Below are 17072 nucleotides of genomic sequence, written 5' to 3'. Positions count from 1 at the left end.
GGAGGGGGCGGGGCGGGTGGCGGCAGCCGCGACGGGTCCTGGGGTGCTGCGGCGGCGCAGCACGGGCAACCGGGTGGGCCCGTTGCCCGTCGCCGGGCTGGTCGTGGCCGAGGTGGCGCTGGCCGTGGCCCTGCTGCTGCTGGCCCTGGCCCCCGGCCTGCGCTGGGTGGCCGCAGCGGTGCTGGTGGTCGGCCTGGGGCTGGCGCTGGGCCGGCGGCGGGGCCGGTGGCTCACCGAGTGGGTCGTCGTCGGGGTGCGGTTCCTGCTGCGCAGCCGCACCCGGACCGCGGCCGCCCCGGTGCAGCAGATCACCACGGCCGAGCCGGCCCCGGCCCGCGAGCACCAGCTCGTCGGGGCCGAGGATGCCCGCGTGGCCTCGCTGCGGCTGCTGGTGCCGGACCTGGTGGTGGCCGAGGGCAGCGACCACGAGCAGCAGGCCACGGGCCTGGCCTGCAGCGGCGGGACGTGGACCGCGGCCGTGCTGGTGGACCCGGTGCCTGCCATCGTCGGCCCCCTCGGGGCGCGGGCGGACGTGCCGCTGGCGCCCCTGGCGGCGTGCCTGCGCGACCGGGGCGTCGTCCTGGACTCGGTGGCCGTGGTCTCGCACTGCTACCCGGGCAGCTCGGTGCTGCCCGCGGGCTCCCGGGTGCTCACCGCGTACCAAGAGGTGCTGGGGCCGCTGCCCGCCGTGGCGCGCCGCAGCACGTGGGTGGTGGTGCGGCTGGACCCCCGCCGCTGCCCGGCCGCGGTCCACGACCGGGGCGGCGGGGTGCGCGGTGCGCAGCGCGCCCTGCTGGGGGCGCTGTCCCGGGTGCGGGGCGCGCTGGACGTGGTCGAGCTGCCGCACCGCGTGCTGGACCTCGACGAGCTGCTCCGTGCCGGTCTGGTCACCGCCGAGCTGGCGGGCCCCACGGGCTCGCCGACGCCGGAGGAGCTGCGGCTGCGGGAGCACTGGAGCTCGGTGACCACCGGCGCCGTGCACCACCGCAGCTACGCCGTGGCCGGGTGGACGGGGGCGCGGGCCGCGCTCTCCGGCCTCGGCAGCGTGCGGGCCCTGTCGACGACCGTGTCGGTGGTGCTGGCCCCGGACGCGGACGCCGACGCCGTCCGGGTGCGCGGGCTGGTCCGGGTGTGCGCCCGCGACGCCGGCGAGCTCGAGGACGTCGACGCCCGGCTGCGGGCCGCGGCCGCGGCCGCCGACGTGGCGCTGGAGCGGCTGTCCGGCCAGCAGGCCGCGGCGGTCCGCGCCGGCCTCCCGGTGGGGGGCGCGGCATGACGGCGCCGGGCACGGGTCGGCGGCGGCGCCGTGCGGGGGCACGTCGCGCGGGGTCGCTGCGGGCGGCCGCGGCCACCCCGGGCGGCGGGCGCCGCCAGGAGCGGTTCCGGGCGGCGGGCCCGGGCCCCGACTTCGTCGGCGGGGTGGACGGCCTGGCGGGGCTGGCGCTGACCAGCGACCGCGGCGGGGTGGTGCTGGGCTCGAACCAGCACGGCACCCCGGTGCAGCTGACCCTGGTGCGCCCCGAGCCCACCCGGGTCGCGCTCGTGGGCGGGCTGTACCTGGCCCGCCAGCTCGTGCTGCGCGCCCTGGCCACCGGGGTGTCGGTGGTGGTGGTGACCGGCCGGCCCGACGCCTGGTCCCCCGTCACCCGCGCCGTCGGCGACCCCACCCCGGCGCTGGAGGTGCGCGGCCTGGTCCGCGGCCCGCTGCCCCGGCCGTCGGAGGACCACCCGCTGCTGGTGGTGCACGACGGCGGCGCCGTGCCCCAGGAGCTCTACCCGCCGCGCAGCGCCTGGCACTGCACCCTCTACGTGCTGCCCTACCTGCACCCGCAGCTGACGGGGGCGGGGGCGGCCGACCTGGTGCTGCTGCAGCGGCTGCCGGTCGGCCAGGCCCAGCTGGCCGCCGCGACGTGGCGGCTCGACGCCGGGATGGCCCACCAGCTCGCCAGCCTCACCGACGACGGGGTGGTGGCCCTGGGCACCGACCTGTGGGTGCCGGTGCGGCTGGTGACCACCGCGACGGAGTCCGAGCTGCTGGGTCCCGTCCGCCGCGGTGACTAGCGCGGCTCAGCCCCGGTCGGTCGGCGGTGCGTCGAGCTGGTCGGCGGTGCGCACGGCGCGGGTGCGGGAGGTGCGCGCGGCGAGGTCCGCGTCGTCGGGGTAGTCGACGCCGAGGAGGGTCAGCCCGTGCGCCGGGGCCACGGGCACCGAGCTCGAGCGCCGGTCCGCCGCCAGCAGCCCCGCCGGCCAGCCGGGGTCGCGGCGCCCCTCCCCCACGGCCAGCAGCGCGCCCACGAGGCTGCGCACCATGGAGTGGCAGAACGCGTCCGCGCTCACCCGGGCGGTGAGCACGCCCGCGTCCGGGCCGTCGGCGCCGAGCTCCCAGTCCAGGCGCTGCAGCTGGCGGATCGTGGTCGCGCCCTCCCGGGCCCGGCAGAAGGCGACGAAGTCGTGGGTGCCCAGCAGCGGCGCCGACGCGGCCCGCACGGCGTCCACGTCGAGCGGGCGGGACCAGGAGACGGTGTCGCGGGCCCGCAGCGGCTCGGCCCCGTGGGCGGTGGTGGACACCCGGTAGGCGTAGTGCCGGCGCAGCGCGGCGAACCGGGCGTCGAAGTCGGCCGGGGCGGGGCGCAGGCCGCGCAGCCGGACGTCGGCGGGCAGCAGCCGGGCCATCCTGCGCAGGAACCGGTCGGGCTCGGCGGGCACGAGCGCCGCGGGGAGGTCGGCGTGGGCGACCTGGCCGGTGGCGTGGACGCCGGCGTCGGTGCGCCCGGCCACGGTCAGCTCGACGGGCACCCGCAGCACGGTGGCCAGGGCGTCGGAGAGGACGCCGGCCACGGTGCGTCGGCCGGGCTGGTGGGCCCAGCCGGAGAAGTCGGTGCCGTCGTAGGCGACGTCGAGGCGGACGCGGACGAGCCCGCCACCCCGGGCGGGCGTGGCGGGCTCGTCGTGGTGCGCAGTCGGGCTCAGGACTTGTCGGCCTCGTCCTCGGCCTTGTCCAGGGCGCCGGGGGCGACGTCGTCGAGCTCGGTGCCCTCGGTGTCGGTCGGGACGTCCTCGGTGGTCGTCGCGTCCGTGGTCGGCGTGGTGGCGGGCGCGCCGGCGGTGCTGGTGCCGGTGCTGCCGTCCTCGGCGGCGGCGGCCTCGGCCGGGGTGGCCCCGGTCTCGGCGGCGTCGGCGGCGGTGGTCGCCTCCTCCGTCGCCTCGGTCGGTGCCGTGGTGGCGGCGGTGGCCGTGGTGCCGGCGGCGGGCGCCTGCGAGGACCGGACGCGCCGGGCGCGGTCGGCCTCCGAGCTCACCGTCTTCTGCTGCAGCAGCTCGATGACGGCCATGGGCGCGTTGTCACCCTTGCGCGGCATCGTCTTGGTGATGCGCGTGTAGCCGCCGTCGCGCTCGGCGAAGAACGGGCCGATCTCGGCGAACAGCTGGTGCACGACGTCCTTGTCGCGGATCACCTTCATGACCTCGCGGCGGTTGTGCAGGTCACCGACCTTGGCCTTGGTGACGAGCTTCTCCGCGAACGGGCGCAGCCGCTTGGCCTTGGCCTCGGTCGTGGTGATGCGGCCGTGGGTGAACAGCGAGGTCGCCAGGTTGGCCAGCATCAGCCGCTGGTGGGACGGGGACCCGCCGAGACGGGCACCCTTGGTGGGCTTGGGCATTGTTGTCGCTCCTGGACTGGTGTGGGGGTTCGCGCCCCCTGACCCCGCGCGGCGGGGGTGGGGGTCAGGGGGTGGGGGTCAGCGCTAGAGCTGCTCGGTCTCGGCGTAGTCCTGGGTGTCGGGGTCCTCGGGCTGCTCGCCCGCGTCGCCGTCGGTCCAGGTGCCCGTCTCCGCGTCGTACCCGGCCACGGTGGACGGGTCGAACCCGGGGGGCGAGTCCTTCAGGGTCAGGCCCAGCCCGATGAGCTTGACCTTGACCTCGTCGATGGACTTGGCGCCGAAGTTGCGGATGTCGAGCAGGTCCGCCTCGCTGCGGCTGACCAGCTCGCCCACGGTGTGCACGCCCTCGCGCTTGAGGCAGTTGTAGGAGCGCACGGTGAGGTCCAGGTCCTCGATCGGCATGGAGAACGCCGCGATGTGGTCGGCCTCGGCGGGCGACGGGCCGATCTCGATGCCCTCGGCCTCGACGTTGAGCTCGCGGGCCAGGCCGAACAGCTCGGTCAGGGTCCGCCCCGCGCTGGCCACCGCGTCGCGCGGGGTCAGCGAGGACTTCGTCTCGACGTCGAGCACGAGGCGGTCGAAGTCGGTGCGCTGCTCGACGCGGGTGGCCTCGACCTTGTAGGTCACCTTGAGCACCGGCGAGTAGATGGAGTCGACCGGGATGCGGCCGATCTCGGCGCCGGAGGCCTTGTTCTGCACGGCGGGGACGTAGCCGCGGCCGCGCTCGACGACGAGCTCGACCTCGAGCTTGCCCTTGTCGTTCAGGGTCGCGATGTGCAGGTCGGGGTTGTGCACGGTGACGCCGGCGGGCGGGACGATGTCGCCCGCGGTGACCGCGCCGGGGCCCTGCTTGCGCAGGTACATGGTGACCGGCTCGTCCTCCTCGGAGGACACGACGAGGCCCTTGAGGTTGAGGATGACGTCGGTGACGTCCTCCTTGACCCCCGGCACGGTGGTGAACTCGTGGAGCACGCCGTCGATGCGGATGCTGGTGACGGCCGCGCCCGGGATCGAGCTGAGCAGGGTGCGGCGCAGCGAGTTGCCCAGGGTGTAGCCGAAGCCGGGCTCGAGCGGCTCGATGACGAACCGCGAGCGGTTGTCGACGATCGGCTCCTCGCTGAGCGAGGGGCGCTGTGAGATGAGCATGCTTCTGATCTCCTCCGGTGGCGTCCGCTATTTGACGCCGGTGGGGTGGACGGCCGCGGCGGGTGCCGCGGCCCGGGGTACGCGCGCCGACGCCGTCCCCACGAGCGGGGACGGCGCCGGGTGCGTCACTTCGAGTAGAGCTCGACGATGAGCTGCTCCTGCAGCGGCACGTCGATCTGGGCGCGGTCGGGCAGCTGGTGGACCAGGATCCGCAGCTGCGGGCCGACGACCTGCAGCCAGCCGGGGACGGGGCGGTCGCCCTGGGTCTCCTTGGCCACCTGGAACGGCAGCGTGGCCAGCGACCTGGTGCGCACGTCGATGATGTCGTACTGCGAGACGCGGTAGCTGGGGATGTCCACCTTCTCGCCGTTCACGGTCAGGTGGCCGTGGGTGACGAGCTGGCGGGCCATCCGCCGCGTGCGGGCCAGGCCCGCGCGGTAGACGACGTTGTCGAGGCGGGCCTCGAGGATCTGCAGCAGGTTCTCACCGGTCTTCCCGGGGCGACGCACGGCCTCGGCGTAGTAGCGGCGGAACTGCTTCTCCATGACGCCGTAGGTGAAGCGGGCCTTCTGCTTCTCCTGCAGCTGGAGCAGGTACTCGCTCTCCTTGATCCGCGCGCGGCCGTGCTGGCCGGGCGGGTAGGGACGGCGCTCGAACGCCTGGTCGCCGCCGACGAGGTCGACGCGCAGACGGCGGGACTTGCGGGTGATGGGTCCGGTGTAACGGGCCATGACTGGTTCCTCCTCTTCCCGCTAGACCCGGCGCCGCTTGGGCGGCCGGCAGCCGTTGTGCGGCTGGGGGGTGACGTCGGAGATCGTGCCGACCTCCAGGCCGGCGGCCTGCAACGAGCGGATCGCGGTCTCGCGGCCCGAGCCCGGGCCCTTGACGAAGACGTCGACCTTCTTCATGCCGTGCTCCTGCGCCTTGCGGGCGGCGGACTCGGCGGCCATCTGCGCCGCGAACGGCGTGGACTTGCGCGAGCCCTTGAAGCCCACGTGGCCCGACGACGCCCACGAGATCACGTTGCCGGTCGGGTCCGTGATGGACACGATCGTGTTGTTGAACGTGCTCTTGATGTGCGCGGCACCGTGGGAGACGTTCTTCTTCTCCCTGCGCCGCGTCTTCTGGCTCTTCTTGGGACCGCTCCCGGTCCTGGCCTTGGGGGGCATGAGTTACCTGGCCTTCTTCTTGCCGGCGATGGTGCGCTTCGGGCCCTTGCGGGTGCGCGCGTTGGTCTTGGTGCGCTGGCCGCGCACCGGCAGACCACGGCGGTGCCGCAGGCCCTGGTAGCAGCCGATCTCGATCTTGCGGCGGATGTCGGCCTGCACCTCGCGGCGCAGGTCGCCCTCGACCTTGAGGGACTCCTCGATGTAGTCGCGGAGCTTGGCCAGGTCGGTGTCACCGAGGTCCTTGGTGCGCAGGTCGTAGCTGACGCCGGTGGCGTCGAGGATCTCCTGCGACCGGGTGCGACCGATCCCGTAGATGTAGGTGAGCGCGATCTCCATCCGCTTGTCGCGGGGGAGGTCGACGCCGGCGAGTCGTGCCACGTGGCGTCCTTCTCTTCTCGATCGGAGGTCTGCTCCCCGTCCGTCCCGTGCTGGTGCGGTCGACCCTGGTGGTCGTCCGACCCGGGCCCCGGCCTCCGCGCCGGGGGTGCACCGCGGCTCGTCTGCCGCGGCTGGTTCGGGGAGTTCGTCTGTGGTGCTGTGCTGCGCCTGCGAAGCGCTGCGGGTCGTGCGGGTGGTGCTGCTCAGCCCTGGCGCTGCTTGTGGCGCAGGTTCTCGCAGATCACCATGACCCGGCCGTTGCGCCGGATCACCTTGCACTTGTCGCAGATCTTCTTGACGCTCGGCTGGACCTTCACGTCGTCCGTTCTCCTGTCAGCCGCCCCGGGTCGGGTGCCCCCGGCGTGGCTGGGTCGTGTCGTCGACGCCCACCGGTGGGTGGGCGCGGGTGCTGCCGGTCGAGCCGCCTACTTGTAGCGGTAGACGATCCGGCCGCGGGACAGGTCGTAGGGCGAGAGCTCCACGACGACCCTGTCCTCGGGCAGGATGCGGATGTAGTGCTGCCGCATCTTGCCGCTGATGTGGGCGAGGACCCGGTGGCCGTTCTCCAGCTCGACGCGGAACATCGCGTTCGGCAGTGGTTCGACGACGCGGCCCTCGACCTCGATGGCTCCGTCCTTCTTTGCCATGTCCTCCGCGATCCGTGGCTCTGGTGTGCTTCGGTCGTGCCCGGCACCGTGCTCCCGGGGCGCGGTGCGCACCGCGAGCCGGCCGGACGTGGGCCGAAGCAGGACGACGGGCACGCGAAGACCGGCGCGCACTGCGCGCCGTTGGTCAAGGGTACTCGCCCGGGGTGTCGCGACCAAACGGCGCCGTCCGCGGGCGGCTCAGCGGGTGGTCAGGACCCGCGGGCCGTCGGCCGTCACGGCGACGGTGTGCTCCCAGTGCGCGGCCCGGGTGCCGTCGGCGGTGACCACGGTCCACTCGTCGTCCAGCGTCACCGTCTCGGTGGTGCCCAGGGTCAGCATCGGCTCGATGGCCAGCACCGAGCCCTCCACCAGCCGGGGTCCGTGCCCCGGCTCGCCCTCGTTGGCCAGGAACGGTTCGGCGTGCATGACGCGGCCGATGCCGTGCCCGCCGTAGCCGGCGACGATGCCGTAGCGCCGGCCGTCACGGGCCTCGGCGGCGTGCGTCCCCGCCTCGATCGCGGCGGAGACGTCGGTGAGCCGGTTGCCCGGCAGCATCGCCGCGATGCCGGCCTCCATCGAGGCCCGGCACGCGGCGGACAGCGCGACGTCCACCTCGCGGGCGTCGCCCACGGCCACGGTGAGCGCCGAGTCGCCGTGCCAGCCGTCGAGGATGGCGCCGCAGTCGATGCTGACGAGGTCGCCGTCGGCCACGACCTCGCCGGCCGACGGGATGCCGTGCACGACCCGGTCGTTGACCGAGGCGCAGATGCTGGCCGGGAAGCCGTGGTAGCCCAGGAAGCTGGGCACGGCGCCGGCCCCGCGGATGACGGACTCGGCCACGGCGTCGAGGTCGGCGGTGCTCACCCCTGGACGCAACGCCGCCACGACGGCGTTCAGCGCGGCGCCGACCACCGCCCCGGCCGCGGCCATCGCCTCGAGCTCGCCCGCCGAGCGCGCGGGCACGGTGCGACGTCCGCGCAGCGCCACCACCGCGGTCAGGCCTGCGTCGGGGCGAGCGCCGCCAGCGCGCGGGCCGAGATCTCCTCGACCTCGCCCTCCGCGGCGACGGTGACCACGAGGTCGCGGTAGTGCTGCAGCAGCGGGGCCGTCTCGTCCCGGTACACCTCGAGCCGGTGGCGGATGACGTCCTCGTTGTCGTCGTCACGGCCGCGGGCGAGCATGCGCGCCACCACGACCTCCTCGTCGACCTCGAAGGACAGCACGACGTCGAGCTTCTCCCCCAGCTCGTCCAGGATGCCCGTGAGCACCTCGGCCTGGTTGAGGGTGCGCGGGAACCCGTCGAGCAGGAAGCCCTCGCGGGCGTCGTCCTGGGCGAGCCGGTCGCGGACCATCTCGTTGGTCACCGAGTCGGGCACCAGCTTGCCGGCCGAGACGTAGCTCTTGGCCTCGAGGCCGAGCTCGGTCTCCTCCCCCATGTTCTTGCGGAAGAGGTCACCGGTGGAGATGTGGGGGACCCCGAGCTCGTCGGACAGGACCGCGGCCTGGGTGCCCTTGCCCGCGCCGGGGGGGCCGAGAATGACGAGTCTCACTACCGTAGGAACCCTTCGTAGTTGCGCTGCATGAGCTGGCTCTCGATCTGCTTCACGGTGTCGAGACCGACGCCGACCATGATCAGAACGGCCGTCCCGCCGAAGGGCAGGTTCTGGGCGCCGCCGCTGTTGCCGATCTCCAGGAAGAGGTTCGGCAGCACGGCGATGATGCCCAGGTAGAGCGAGCCGGGCAGCGTGATCCGGCTGAGGACGAAGCTGAGGTACTCGGACGTCGGACGGCCGGGGCGGATGCCCGGGATGAAGCCGCCGAACTTCTTCATCTCCTCGGCGCGCTCCTCCGGGTTGAAGGTGATCGCGACGTAGAAGTACGTGAAGAAGATGATCAGGGCGAAGTACAGCGCGATGTAGGCCGGACTCGAGGGGTTCACCAGGTTGTTGTTGATGAACCGCTGCCACCAGCTGCCCGCCCCGGTCGGGGAGGACGTGAGCTGGGAGACGAGGTTGGGCAGGTAGAGCAGCGAGGACGCGAAGATCACCGGGATGACGCCGGCCTGGTTGACCTTCAGCGGCAGGTAGGTCGACGTGCCGCCGTACATGCGCCGCCCGACCATCCGCTTGGCGTACTGCACGGGGATGCGCCGCTGGCCCTGCTCCACGAACACGACGCTGGCCAGGATGACCAGCGCGGCCACGCAGACCACGGCGAAGACGAGGCCGCCGCGGCTGTCGAGGATGCCCTTGCCCTCGGACGGGATGCGGGCGGCGATCGAGGTGAAGATCAGCAGCGACATGCCGTTGCCGACGCCGCGGTCGGTGATGAGCTCGCCGAGCCACATGATGACCGCGGTGCCCGCCGTCATCGTGATGACGACGACGACCATCGAGAAGATCGAGCCGCCGGGGATGGCCGGGTACAGGCTGTTGTCGCAGCCCTGGAAGAGCTGGCCGCGCACGGCGAGGGCGACGATCCCGGTGGACTGCAGCACCGCCAGGGCGATGGTCAGGTACCGGGTGTACTGCGTCATCTTGGCCTGGCCGGACTGGCCCTCCTTGCGCAGCTCCTCGAACCGCGGGATGACCACGGTGAGCAGCTGCACGATGATGCTGGCCGTGATGTACGGCATGATCCCCAGCGCGAAGACCGACAGCTGCAGCAGCGCGCCCCCGCTGAACAGGTTGATCAGCGAGTAGATGCTGGCGCTGTCGCCGCCCTGCACCTGCTTGAGGCAGGTCTGGATGTTGGCGTAGGAGACCCCCGGCGAGGGCAGCGTGGCCCCGAGCCGGTACACCGCCAGGATGGCCAGCGTGAAGAGGATCTTCCGCCTCAGGTCGGGCGTCCTGAGCGCGGAGGCGAAGGCGGAGAGCACGGGTCCTCCAGGTGCTGCGTGGGTGGAGCCGCCCCGGTGCGGACGGGGGCGGGCGCACGCGCCGGATGGTGGCGCGGGAGCCCGCGCCGGTCGGGGCCGACTCTAACAGCCGGCCCGTCGCGACCCGGGCGGACGACGAGCGACGGCCGCAGCCCCACCGCCGGGTGGGGCTGCGGCCGTCGCCGTGGTGGGGGTCAGGCCCGGGGGCCGACCCCGGCCGGGGTGGCGGTGCCACCGGCGGCCGTGAGCTTCTCCGACGCCGAGGTGGAGAACTTGTGCGCGGTCACCTGCAGGGTGACCCCGCCGAGCTCGCCCTCGCCGAGGACCTTGACGGGCTGGTTGCGGCGCACCGCGCCGGCCGCCACGAGCTCGGCGACACCGACGGTGCCGCCGGAGGGGAACAGCCGGGCGAGGTCGCCCACGTTGACGACCTGGTACTCGACCCGGTTGCGGTTGGTGAAGCCCTTGAGCTTCGGCAGCCGCATGTGGATCGGCATCTGGCCACCCTCGAAGCGGGCGGGCACGTTCTTGCGCGCGCCGGTGCCCTTGGTGCCGCGGCCGGCGGTCTTGCCGCGCTTGCCGCCCTCACCACGACCGACCCGGACCTTGGCCTTGTTCGCGCCTGCGGCGGGCCGCAGGTGGTGCAGCTTGATGGTCACTGGGAGACCTCCTGGACCGTCACCAGGTGGCGGACGGTGTTGATCATGCCGAGCACCTGCGGGGTGTCCTCACGGACCACGGTCTGCCGGATCTTGTGCAGCCCGAGCGTCCGCAGCGTCGCGCGCTGGTTCTGCTTGGTCCCGATGGTGCTGCGGGTCTGGGTGATGCTCAGCTGGGCCACGTCACGCCCCCTGGCCGGCCCGGGCGCGGAGCATGCCCGCGGGGGCCACGTCGGCGATGTCCAGGCCGCGGCGGGCCGCGACCTCCTCGGGGCGCTGCAGCGACTTGAGCGCCACGACCGTCGCGTGCACGACGTTGATGGCGTTGTCGCTGCCGAGGGACTTGCTGAGGATGTCGTGGATGCCGGCGCACTCCAGCACCGCGCGGACCGCGCCACCGGCGATGACGCCGGTACCGGGGCTGGCGGGGCGGAGCAGGACGACACCGGCGGCCGCCTCACCCTGGGTGGGGTGGGGGATGGTGGCGCCGATCATCGGCACGCGGAAGAAGTTCTTGCGCGCCTCGTCGACACCCTTCTGGATGGCGGCGGGCACCTCCTTCGCCTTGCCGTAGCCGACGCCGACCATGCCGTTGCCGTCACCGACGATGACCAGCGCGGTGAAGCTGAAGCGCCGACCACCCTTGACGACCTTGGACACGCGGTTGATCGCGACCACGCGCTCGAGGTTGTTCTTCTCCTGGGGGCCGCCGCGGCCGCCGCCCTGGCGGTCACGACGGTCGCCGCCGCCCGGACCGCCGGGACCGCTGGGGGGGCCGCCGGCGGGGCCGTCGCGACGAGTACGTCCCGGCATCAGGCGTTCCTTCCGTTCTCGGTGGTGGTGCTGTTCGTGTCAGTCATCAGAACTCCAGTCCGGCCTCGCGGGCGGCGTCCGCCAGCGCGGCGATGCGGCCGTGGTAGTCGTGGCCGCCGCGGTCGAAGACCACCGCGGTGACGCCGGCGGCCTTGGCGCGCTCCGCCAGCAGCGTGCCGACCTGGGCCGAGCGCGCCTTCTTGTCGCCCTCGAGCGCCCGCACGTCGGCCTCGAGGGTCGACGCCGCGGCCAGGGTGCGACCGGCGAGGTCGTCGACGAGCTGGGCGTGGATGTGGCGCGAGGACCGGTTGACCACGAGGCGCGGACGCGCAGGGGTGCCGGAGATCTTCTTGCGCAGCCGCAGGTGGCGGCGGGTGCGCGACCGACGGCGAGCCGTCGAGACGTCGGTGCCCGCCGGCACGCGCGAGGTGCTGGGCGACCCAGCGGTGGTGGTGTCAGTCATGGTCACTTACCCGTCTTCCCGACCTTGCGGCGGATCTGCTCGCCCTCGTACCGGACGCCCTTGCCCTTGTAGGGGTCGGGGCGGCGGAGACGGCGGATGTTGGCCGCGATCTGGCCGACCTTCTGCTTGTCGATGCCCGAGATCGAGAACCGCGTGGGCGTCTCGACGGCGAAGGTGATGCCGTCGGGCGCGGTGATCGGCACCGGGTGGCTGAAGCCCAGGGCGAACTCGAGGTCCGAGCCCTTCGCGACCACGCGGTAGCCGACGCCGTGGATCTCCATCTTCGTGGTGTAGCCGGTGGTGACCCCGGTGACCATGTTGGCGACCAGGGTGCGGCTCAGGCCGTGCAGCGAGCGGGACTCCCGCTCGTCGTCCGGGCGCGAGACCACGAGCTCGCCGTCGCTCTGCTCGACGACGATGGGCTCGGCGATGGTGGTGGCCAGGGTGCCCTTGGGGCCCTTGACGGTGACGGTGCGACCCTCGATGGCCACGTCGACCCCGGAGGGGACGGGCACGGGGAGCTTGCCGATGCGAGACATGGTTGCTCCTCCCCTACCAGACGTAGGCGAGGACTTCCCCGCCCACTCCCTGCTTGGCTGCCTGGCGGTCGGTGAGCAGGCCGGTCGACGTGGAGATGATCGCCACGCCGAGGCCGCCGAGGACCTTGGGCAGGTTGGTGGACTTGGCGTACACGCGCAGGCCCGGCTTGGACACGCGGCGGACGCCGGCGATGCTGCGCTCGCGGCTCGGCCCGTACTTCAGGTCGACGACGAGGGACTGGCCGACGGCCGCCTCCTCGGTGCGGAAGCCGGAGATGTAGCCCTCGCGCTGGAGGATCTCGGCGATGTTCGCCTTGAGCTTGGAGTGCGGCATCACGACGGCGTCGTGGTACGCCGAGTTGGCGTTGCGCAGACGGGTCAGCATGTCTGCGATGGGGTCGGTCATGGTCATGGGTCGACCTGTTCACCTCTCTCGCCGTGGTTCCACGCGCCCGGGTGGGGGTCGGGGCCTGCGACGAAGCGTCTCGGTGCCGGCCGGACGGCCGGGCTTGGGTGCCGGGGGCGTGCTGCCCCCGGCGCCGGTGGGACTAGCTCACCAGGAGCTCTTGCGCACGCCGGGCAGCTCGCCGGCGTGGGCCATCTCCCGGAGGCAGATGCGGCAGAGGCCGAACTTGCGGAACACCGCGTGCGGGCGACCGCAGCGCTGGCAGCGGGTGTAGCCCCGCACCGCGAACTTGGGCTTCTTGTTGGCCTTGTTGACGAGGGCCTTCTTCGCCATGGGTCAGTTCTCCCTGAAGGGGAAGCCCAGGTGCTTGAGCAGCACCCGACCCTCCTCGTTGTTCGTCGCGGAGGTCACGACGGTGATGTCCATGCCCCGCGGGCGGTCGATGGAGTCGATGTCGATCTCGTGGAACATCGACTGCTCGTTGAGGCCGAACGTGTAGTTGCCGTTGCCGTCGAACTGGGTGCCCGACAGGCCGCGGAAGTCCCTGATGCGGGGCAGCGCGATGCTGACCAGCCGGTCGAGGAACTCCCACATGCGGTCGCCGCGCAGGGTGACCCGCGCGCCGATCGGCATGCCCTCGCGGAGCTTGAACTGCGCGATGGACTTGCGGGCCTTGCGGACCTCGGGCTTCTGCCCGGTGATCAGCGAGAGATCGCGCACGGCGCCGTCGATGAGCTTGGCGTCGCGCGCGGCCTCGCCGACGCCCATGTTGACGACGACCTTGACCACGCCGGGGACCTGCATGGCGTTGTCGTAGCCGAACTGCTCCTGCAGGGCCGCCTTGATCTCCTCGCGGTAGCGCTGCTTCAGGCGCGGGAGGGACCTGGTCTCCGTGCTGGTCATCAGATGTCCTTCCCGTTGCGGCGCGAGACGCGCACGCGCTTGCCGTCGTCGTCGGTGCGGTACCCGACGCGGGTCGGCGCGCCGTCGGAGTCGACGACCATCACGTTGGAGGCGTCGATCGCGGCCTCCTGGGTGACGATGCCGCCCGAGGAGGCGCCGCGCTGGTTGCTCGAGACCGCGGTGTGCTTCTTGATCCGGTTGACGCCCTCGACGAGGACCTTGCCGGACTCCGGGAAGGCCTTGATGACCTTGCCCTTCGCGCCCTTGTCCTTGCCCGAGACGACGAGGACGGTGTCGCCCTTGTGCACCTTCATCACAGCACCTCCGGGGCCAGCGAGATGATCTTCATGAAGCGCTTGTCGCGCAGCTCGCGGCCGACGGGGCCGAAGATGCGCGTGCCGCGCGGCTCGTTGTCGGGGCGGATGAGCACCGCGGCGTTCTCGTCGAACCGGATGTAGGACCCGTCCGGGCGACGGCGCTCCTTGGCGGTGCGCACGATGACGGCCTTGACCACGTCACCGCGCTTGACCCCCGCGCCGGGGATGGCGTCCTTGACGGTCGCCACGATGACGTCGCCGATGCCGGCGTAGCGCCGGGTCGAGCCCCCGAGCACCCGGATGCACAAGATCTCCTTGGCCCCGGTGTTGTCGGCGACACGCAGTCGCGACTCCTGCTGGATCACTGCTCTGCTCCTCTGACCTGCTGGGTGCCCGGCGGATTCCGACCCGACGGGCGCGGTCTGGTTGTCGGTGGCCGGGACGCGGGGCGCCCCGGCGGGGTGGTGGGGCCTACTTGGCCTTCTCGAGCACGGTGACCAGGCGCCAGCGCTTGGTCGCCGAGGTCGGCCGGGTCTCCATGAGGCGGACGCGGTCGCCGACGCCGGCGACGCCCTCCTCGTCGTGGGCCTTCACCTTGCTGGTGCGGCGGATGATCTTGCCGTACAGCGGGTGGCGGACGCGGTCCTCGAGCTCGACCACGATCGTCTTCTCCATCTTGTCCGACACGACGTAGCCGACGCGCACCTTGCGGTTGTTGCGCTCGGCGGTCGTGCTGGAGCCGGTCTCGGTGCTGGTCACGCTGCTCTCCTCGCTCATGCCGCGCCCTCGTCACCGAGGGGGGCGTCGGTCAGGCCGAGCTCGCGCTCGCGCATGACCGTGTAGATCCGGGCGATGTCGTGGCGCACGGTGCGCAGCCGACGGTTGTTGTCGAGCTGCCCGGTCGCCATCTGGAAGCGCAGGTTGAACAGCTCCTCCTTGGCCTCGCGCAGCCGCGACACCAGCTCCTCGCCGGTCAGCTCGCGCAGCTCGGAGGCCGCTGAGACGGATGCCATCAGAACTGCCCCTCCCTCGTGACGATGCGGCACTTCATGGGGAGCTTGTGCATCGCCCGCCGCAGTGCCTCGCGGGCGATCTCCTCGTTCGGGTAGCTCAGCTCGAACATGACCCGGCCGGGCTTGACGTTCGCGACCCACCACTCGGGCGAGCCCTTGCCGGAGCCCATGCGGGTCTCGGCCGGCTTCTTGGTCAGCGGGCGGTCCGGGAAGATGTTGATCCAGACCTTGCCGCCGCGCTTGATGTGGCGGGTGACGGCGATACGGGCCGACTCGATCTGCCGGTTGGTCACGTACGCCGGCTCGATGGCCTGGATGCCGTACTCGCCGAAGGTCACCGCGGTGCCGCCCTTGGCGGCCCCGGAGCGCCCGGGGTGGTGCTGCTTGCGGTGCTTGACCCTGCGTGGGATGAGCACGTCTCAGCCCTCCGTCGTGGTGGTGGTGGCCGGGGCGACCTCGGCCGGCTGGGCCGGGGCGGTGCTGGCCGGCGCGGTCGAGGACTGCTGGGCCGCGCGGCCCGCCTCGGTGCTGGTGGCGGTGGTGCCGGAGGCCCCGGAGCGGCGGCGCGCGCCGGCGGGACGCTCGCGGCGGGCGCCGCGCGGGTCGGCCGCGGCGGCGACCTGCTCGTGACGGCCCCCGACGATGTCGCCCTTGTAGATCCAGACCTTCACGCCGATGCGGCCGAAGGTGGTCTTGGCCTCGTAGAGCCCGTAGTCGATGTCCGCCCGCAGCGTGTGCAGCGGCACCCGGCCCTCGCGGTAGAACTCCGAGCGGCTCATCTCCGCACCGCCGAGGCGGCCGGAGCACTGCACCCGGATGCCCTTGACCTGCGGCTGACGCATGGCCGACTGGATGGCCTTGCGCATCGCGCGGCGGAAGGCCACGCGGTTGCTCAGCTGCTCCGCCACGCCCTGCGCGACGAGCTGGGCCTCGGCCTCGGCGTTCTTCACCTCGAGGATGTTGAGCTGCACCTGCTTGCCGGTGAGCTTCTCCAGCTCGGCGCGGATGCGGTCGGCCTCGGCGCCGCGGCGGCCGATGACGATGCCCGGCCGGGCGGTGTGGATGTCGACGCGGACGCGGTCCCGGGTGCGCTCGATCTCGACCTTGGCGATGCCGGCGCGCTCCATGCCCGTGGCGAGGAGCTTGCGGATCGCCACGTCCTCCTTGACGTAGTCCGCGTACTGCTTGTCGGCGTACCACCGGGACTTCCAGTCGGTCGTGATGCCGAGCCGGAAGCCGTGGGGGTTGATCTTCTGGCCCACTAGCTGGCACTTCCCTTCGAAGAGCTCGAGGTGGAGGAGCCGACGCGTGCGGCCCTGCGGTTGCGGGTCGACGAGGCGCCCGCGCGGGGCACCGACTCGACCTCGACGGTGATGTGGCTCGTGCGCTTGCGGATGCGGAACGCCCGGCCCTGCGCCCGCGGCTGGAACCGCTTGAGCGTGGGGCCCTCGTCAGCGAAGGCCGCCGACACCACGAGGGTGGCGGGGTCGAGCTGGAGGTTGTTCTCGGCGTTCGCGATCGCGCTGGCGAGGACCTTGGCCACCGGCTCGCTCGCGGCCTGGGGCGCGAACCGCAGGACGGACAGCGCCTCGGCGGCGGGCCGCCCCTTGATCAGCTCGATGACGCGGCGCGCCTTCATCGGCGTGACGCGGACGAAGCGGGCCCGCGCCACGGCGCGCGGGTTCTCCCCCGCGACCGGTGCTGCGTTGTCAGCCATGTGCTGCTACCCCTTGCTGCGGCTCGTGGTGAGCCGCACTGGTGTCGAACATCTGCATGTCGGTGGCCCGCCCTAGCGGCGGCGCGCCTTGCGGTCGTCCTTGATGTGGCCCTTGAACGTCCGGGTGGGCGCGAACTCGCCCAGCTTGTGGCCGACCATCGAGTCGGAGACGAACACCGGCACGTGCTTGCGACCGTCGTGGACGGCGAAGGTGTGGCCGATGAAGTCCGGGATGATCGTCGAGCGGCGGGACCAGGTCTTGATGACCTGCTTGGTCCCCTTCTCGTTCTGCCGGTCCACCTTCACCAGGAGGTGGTCGTCGACGAACGGGCCCTTCTTCAGGCTGCGTGGCATGTCGTGGTCCC

At 72.6% G+C, this 17072-nt stretch carries 29 protein-coding genes; 2 read left to right on the top strand and 27 right to left on the bottom strand.

Annotation, left to right across the window (positions count from 1 at the left end; all coding sequences use genetic code 11):
- Positions 1–16 precede the first annotated feature (16 nt).
- Positions 17–1276, top strand: coding sequence for a type VII secretion protein EccE (gene eccE / locus ACYVOF_RS11100; protein ID WP_460866440.1), 1260 nt, complete (start codon positions 17–19; stop codon positions 1274–1276).
- The gene (locus tag ACYVOF_RS11095) at positions 1273–2061 is read left to right on the top strand and encodes a hypothetical protein (RefSeq protein ID WP_460866438.1); all 789 of its coding nucleotides are present in this window, start codon (positions 1273–1275) and stop codon (positions 2059–2061) included. Before eccE ends, ACYVOF_RS11095 begins: the two co-directional genes overlap by 4 nt.
- Positions 2062–2067: 6 nt before the next feature.
- Here ACYVOF_RS11095 and truA read toward each other — a convergent pair whose 3' ends face one another.
- From truA to rpsS, 27 genes are all read right to left on the bottom strand, one after another.
- The gene (gene truA, locus ACYVOF_RS11090) at positions 2068–2970 is read right to left on the bottom strand and encodes a tRNA pseudouridine(38-40) synthase TruA (RefSeq protein WP_460866465.1); all 903 of its coding nucleotides are present in this window, start codon (positions 2968–2970) and stop codon (positions 2068–2070) included.
- The gene (gene rplQ, locus ACYVOF_RS11085) at positions 2967–3659 is read right to left on the bottom strand and encodes a 50S ribosomal protein L17 (protein ID WP_460866437.1); all 693 of its coding nucleotides are present in this window, start codon (positions 3657–3659) and stop codon (positions 2967–2969) included. Before rplQ ends, truA begins: the two co-directional genes overlap by 4 nt.
- 84 nt (positions 3660–3743) lie before the next feature.
- Entirely contained in the window at positions 3744–4805 is a 1062-nt protein-coding gene (locus ACYVOF_RS11080) for a DNA-directed RNA polymerase subunit alpha (protein ID WP_460866435.1), read from the bottom strand.
- A gap of 125 nt (positions 4806–4930) precedes the next feature.
- A complete protein-coding gene (gene rpsD / locus ACYVOF_RS11075) occupies positions 4931–5536 on the bottom strand; it encodes a 30S ribosomal protein S4 (protein WP_460866434.1) in 606 nt (201 codons plus the stop codon).
- Between the two features lie 21 nt (positions 5537–5557).
- The gene (gene rpsK / locus ACYVOF_RS11070; protein WP_460866432.1) at positions 5558–5974 is read right to left on the bottom strand and encodes a 30S ribosomal protein S11; all 417 of its coding nucleotides are present in this window, start codon (positions 5972–5974) and stop codon (positions 5558–5560) included.
- A 3-nt stretch (positions 5975–5977) separates the two neighbouring features.
- Positions 5978–6352 carry a 30S ribosomal protein S13 gene (gene rpsM / locus ACYVOF_RS11065; RefSeq protein ID WP_460866430.1) on the bottom strand — a complete coding sequence of 125 codons (375 nt, stop codon included), beginning with the start codon at positions 6350–6352 and terminating at the stop codon, positions 5978–5980.
- Positions 6353–6555: 203 nt separating this feature from the next.
- Positions 6556–6669, bottom strand: coding sequence for a 50S ribosomal protein L36 (rpmJ, locus tag ACYVOF_RS11060; RefSeq protein WP_006592630.1), 114 nt, complete (start codon positions 6667–6669; stop codon positions 6556–6558).
- 108 nt (positions 6670–6777) lie between these two features.
- A complete protein-coding gene (gene infA, locus ACYVOF_RS11055) occupies positions 6778–6999 on the bottom strand; it encodes a translation initiation factor IF-1 (RefSeq protein ID WP_010228514.1) in 222 nt (73 codons plus the stop codon).
- A 198-nt stretch (positions 7000–7197) separates the two neighbouring features.
- On the bottom strand, positions 7198–7989 hold the full coding sequence (gene map, locus ACYVOF_RS11050) for a type I methionyl aminopeptidase (RefSeq protein ID WP_460866427.1): 792 nt from the start codon (positions 7987–7989) through the stop codon (positions 7198–7200).
- Positions 7990–7994: 5 nt separating this feature from the next.
- Complete coding sequence (locus ACYVOF_RS11045; RefSeq protein WP_460866425.1) at positions 7995–8549, bottom strand: adenylate kinase; 555 nt, start codon at positions 8547–8549, stop codon at positions 7995–7997.
- A complete protein-coding gene (gene secY / locus ACYVOF_RS11040) occupies positions 8549–9877 on the bottom strand; it encodes a preprotein translocase subunit SecY (protein WP_460866424.1) in 1329 nt (442 codons plus the stop codon). Before secY ends, ACYVOF_RS11045 begins: the two co-directional genes overlap by 1 nt.
- Positions 9878–10071: 194 nt before the next feature.
- Positions 10072–10536 carry a 50S ribosomal protein L15 gene (rplO, locus tag ACYVOF_RS11035; RefSeq protein WP_460866422.1) on the bottom strand — a complete coding sequence of 155 codons (465 nt, stop codon included), beginning with the start codon at positions 10534–10536 and terminating at the stop codon, positions 10072–10074.
- Positions 10533–10718, bottom strand: coding sequence for a 50S ribosomal protein L30 (gene rpmD / locus ACYVOF_RS11030; RefSeq protein ID WP_460866420.1), 186 nt, complete (start codon positions 10716–10718; stop codon positions 10533–10535). The genes rplO and rpmD overlap by 4 nt, the downstream gene beginning before the upstream one ends.
- 1 nt (position 10719) lies before the next feature.
- Positions 10720–11349: a 30S ribosomal protein S5 gene (gene rpsE / locus ACYVOF_RS11025; RefSeq protein ID WP_460866418.1), complete on the bottom strand. Its 630-nt coding sequence runs from the start codon at positions 11347–11349 to the stop codon at positions 10720–10722.
- A gap of 46 nt (positions 11350–11395) precedes the next feature.
- Positions 11396–11812 carry a 50S ribosomal protein L18 gene (rplR, locus tag ACYVOF_RS11020; RefSeq protein ID WP_460866417.1) on the bottom strand — a complete coding sequence of 139 codons (417 nt, stop codon included), beginning with the start codon at positions 11810–11812 and terminating at the stop codon, positions 11396–11398.
- A 2-nt stretch (positions 11813–11814) separates the two neighbouring features.
- Positions 11815–12351, bottom strand: a complete 537-nt coding sequence (rplF, locus tag ACYVOF_RS11015; protein WP_460866415.1) for a 50S ribosomal protein L6 — start codon at positions 12349–12351, stop codon at positions 11815–11817.
- Positions 12352–12364: 13 nt separating this feature from the next.
- A complete protein-coding gene (gene rpsH, locus ACYVOF_RS11010; RefSeq protein WP_460866413.1) occupies positions 12365–12763 on the bottom strand; it encodes a 30S ribosomal protein S8 in 399 nt (132 codons plus the stop codon).
- A gap of 141 nt (positions 12764–12904) precedes the next feature.
- Positions 12905–13090, bottom strand: a complete 186-nt coding sequence (locus ACYVOF_RS11005) for a type Z 30S ribosomal protein S14 (RefSeq protein ID WP_460866411.1) — start codon at positions 13088–13090, stop codon at positions 12905–12907.
- Between the two features lie 3 nt (positions 13091–13093).
- Complete coding sequence (rplE, locus tag ACYVOF_RS11000; RefSeq protein ID WP_460866410.1) at positions 13094–13660, bottom strand: 50S ribosomal protein L5; 567 nt, start codon at positions 13658–13660, stop codon at positions 13094–13096.
- A complete protein-coding gene (gene rplX, locus ACYVOF_RS10995; protein ID WP_460866407.1) occupies positions 13660–13974 on the bottom strand; it encodes a 50S ribosomal protein L24 in 315 nt (104 codons plus the stop codon). Before rplX ends, rplE begins: the two co-directional genes overlap by 1 nt.
- Positions 13974–14342, bottom strand: a complete 369-nt coding sequence (gene rplN, locus ACYVOF_RS10990) for a 50S ribosomal protein L14 (protein ID WP_460866406.1) — start codon at positions 14340–14342, stop codon at positions 13974–13976. The genes rplX and rplN overlap by 1 nt, the downstream gene beginning before the upstream one ends.
- Before the next feature lie 106 nt (positions 14343–14448).
- Positions 14449–14754 (bottom strand): 30S ribosomal protein S17, encoded by a 306-nt coding sequence (gene rpsQ, locus ACYVOF_RS10985; RefSeq protein ID WP_460866404.1) that lies wholly within the window; start codon positions 14752–14754, stop codon positions 14449–14451.
- On the bottom strand, positions 14751–14990 hold the full coding sequence (rpmC, locus tag ACYVOF_RS10980) for a 50S ribosomal protein L29 (RefSeq protein WP_460866402.1): 240 nt from the start codon (positions 14988–14990) through the stop codon (positions 14751–14753). The genes rpsQ and rpmC overlap by 4 nt, the downstream gene beginning before the upstream one ends.
- The gene (gene rplP / locus ACYVOF_RS10975; protein ID WP_460866400.1) at positions 14990–15406 is read right to left on the bottom strand and encodes a 50S ribosomal protein L16; all 417 of its coding nucleotides are present in this window, start codon (positions 15404–15406) and stop codon (positions 14990–14992) included. The genes rpmC and rplP overlap by 1 nt, the downstream gene beginning before the upstream one ends.
- Before the next feature lie 3 nt (positions 15407–15409).
- Positions 15410–16252: a 30S ribosomal protein S3 gene (rpsC, locus tag ACYVOF_RS10970; RefSeq protein WP_460866398.1), complete on the bottom strand. Its 843-nt coding sequence runs from the start codon at positions 16250–16252 to the stop codon at positions 15410–15412.
- A complete protein-coding gene (rplV, locus tag ACYVOF_RS10965) occupies positions 16252–16707 on the bottom strand; it encodes a 50S ribosomal protein L22 (protein WP_460866396.1) in 456 nt (151 codons plus the stop codon). The genes rpsC and rplV overlap by 1 nt, the downstream gene beginning before the upstream one ends.
- 72 nt (positions 16708–16779) lie before the next feature.
- Positions 16780–17061, bottom strand: a complete 282-nt coding sequence (gene rpsS / locus ACYVOF_RS10960) for a 30S ribosomal protein S19 (protein WP_460866394.1) — start codon at positions 17059–17061, stop codon at positions 16780–16782.
- Positions 17062–17072 lie beyond the last annotated feature (11 nt).

This window comes from Rhodococcus aerolatus, from assembly GCF_054783215.1.
This window is presented reverse-complemented; position numbering and strand designations above follow the sequence as displayed.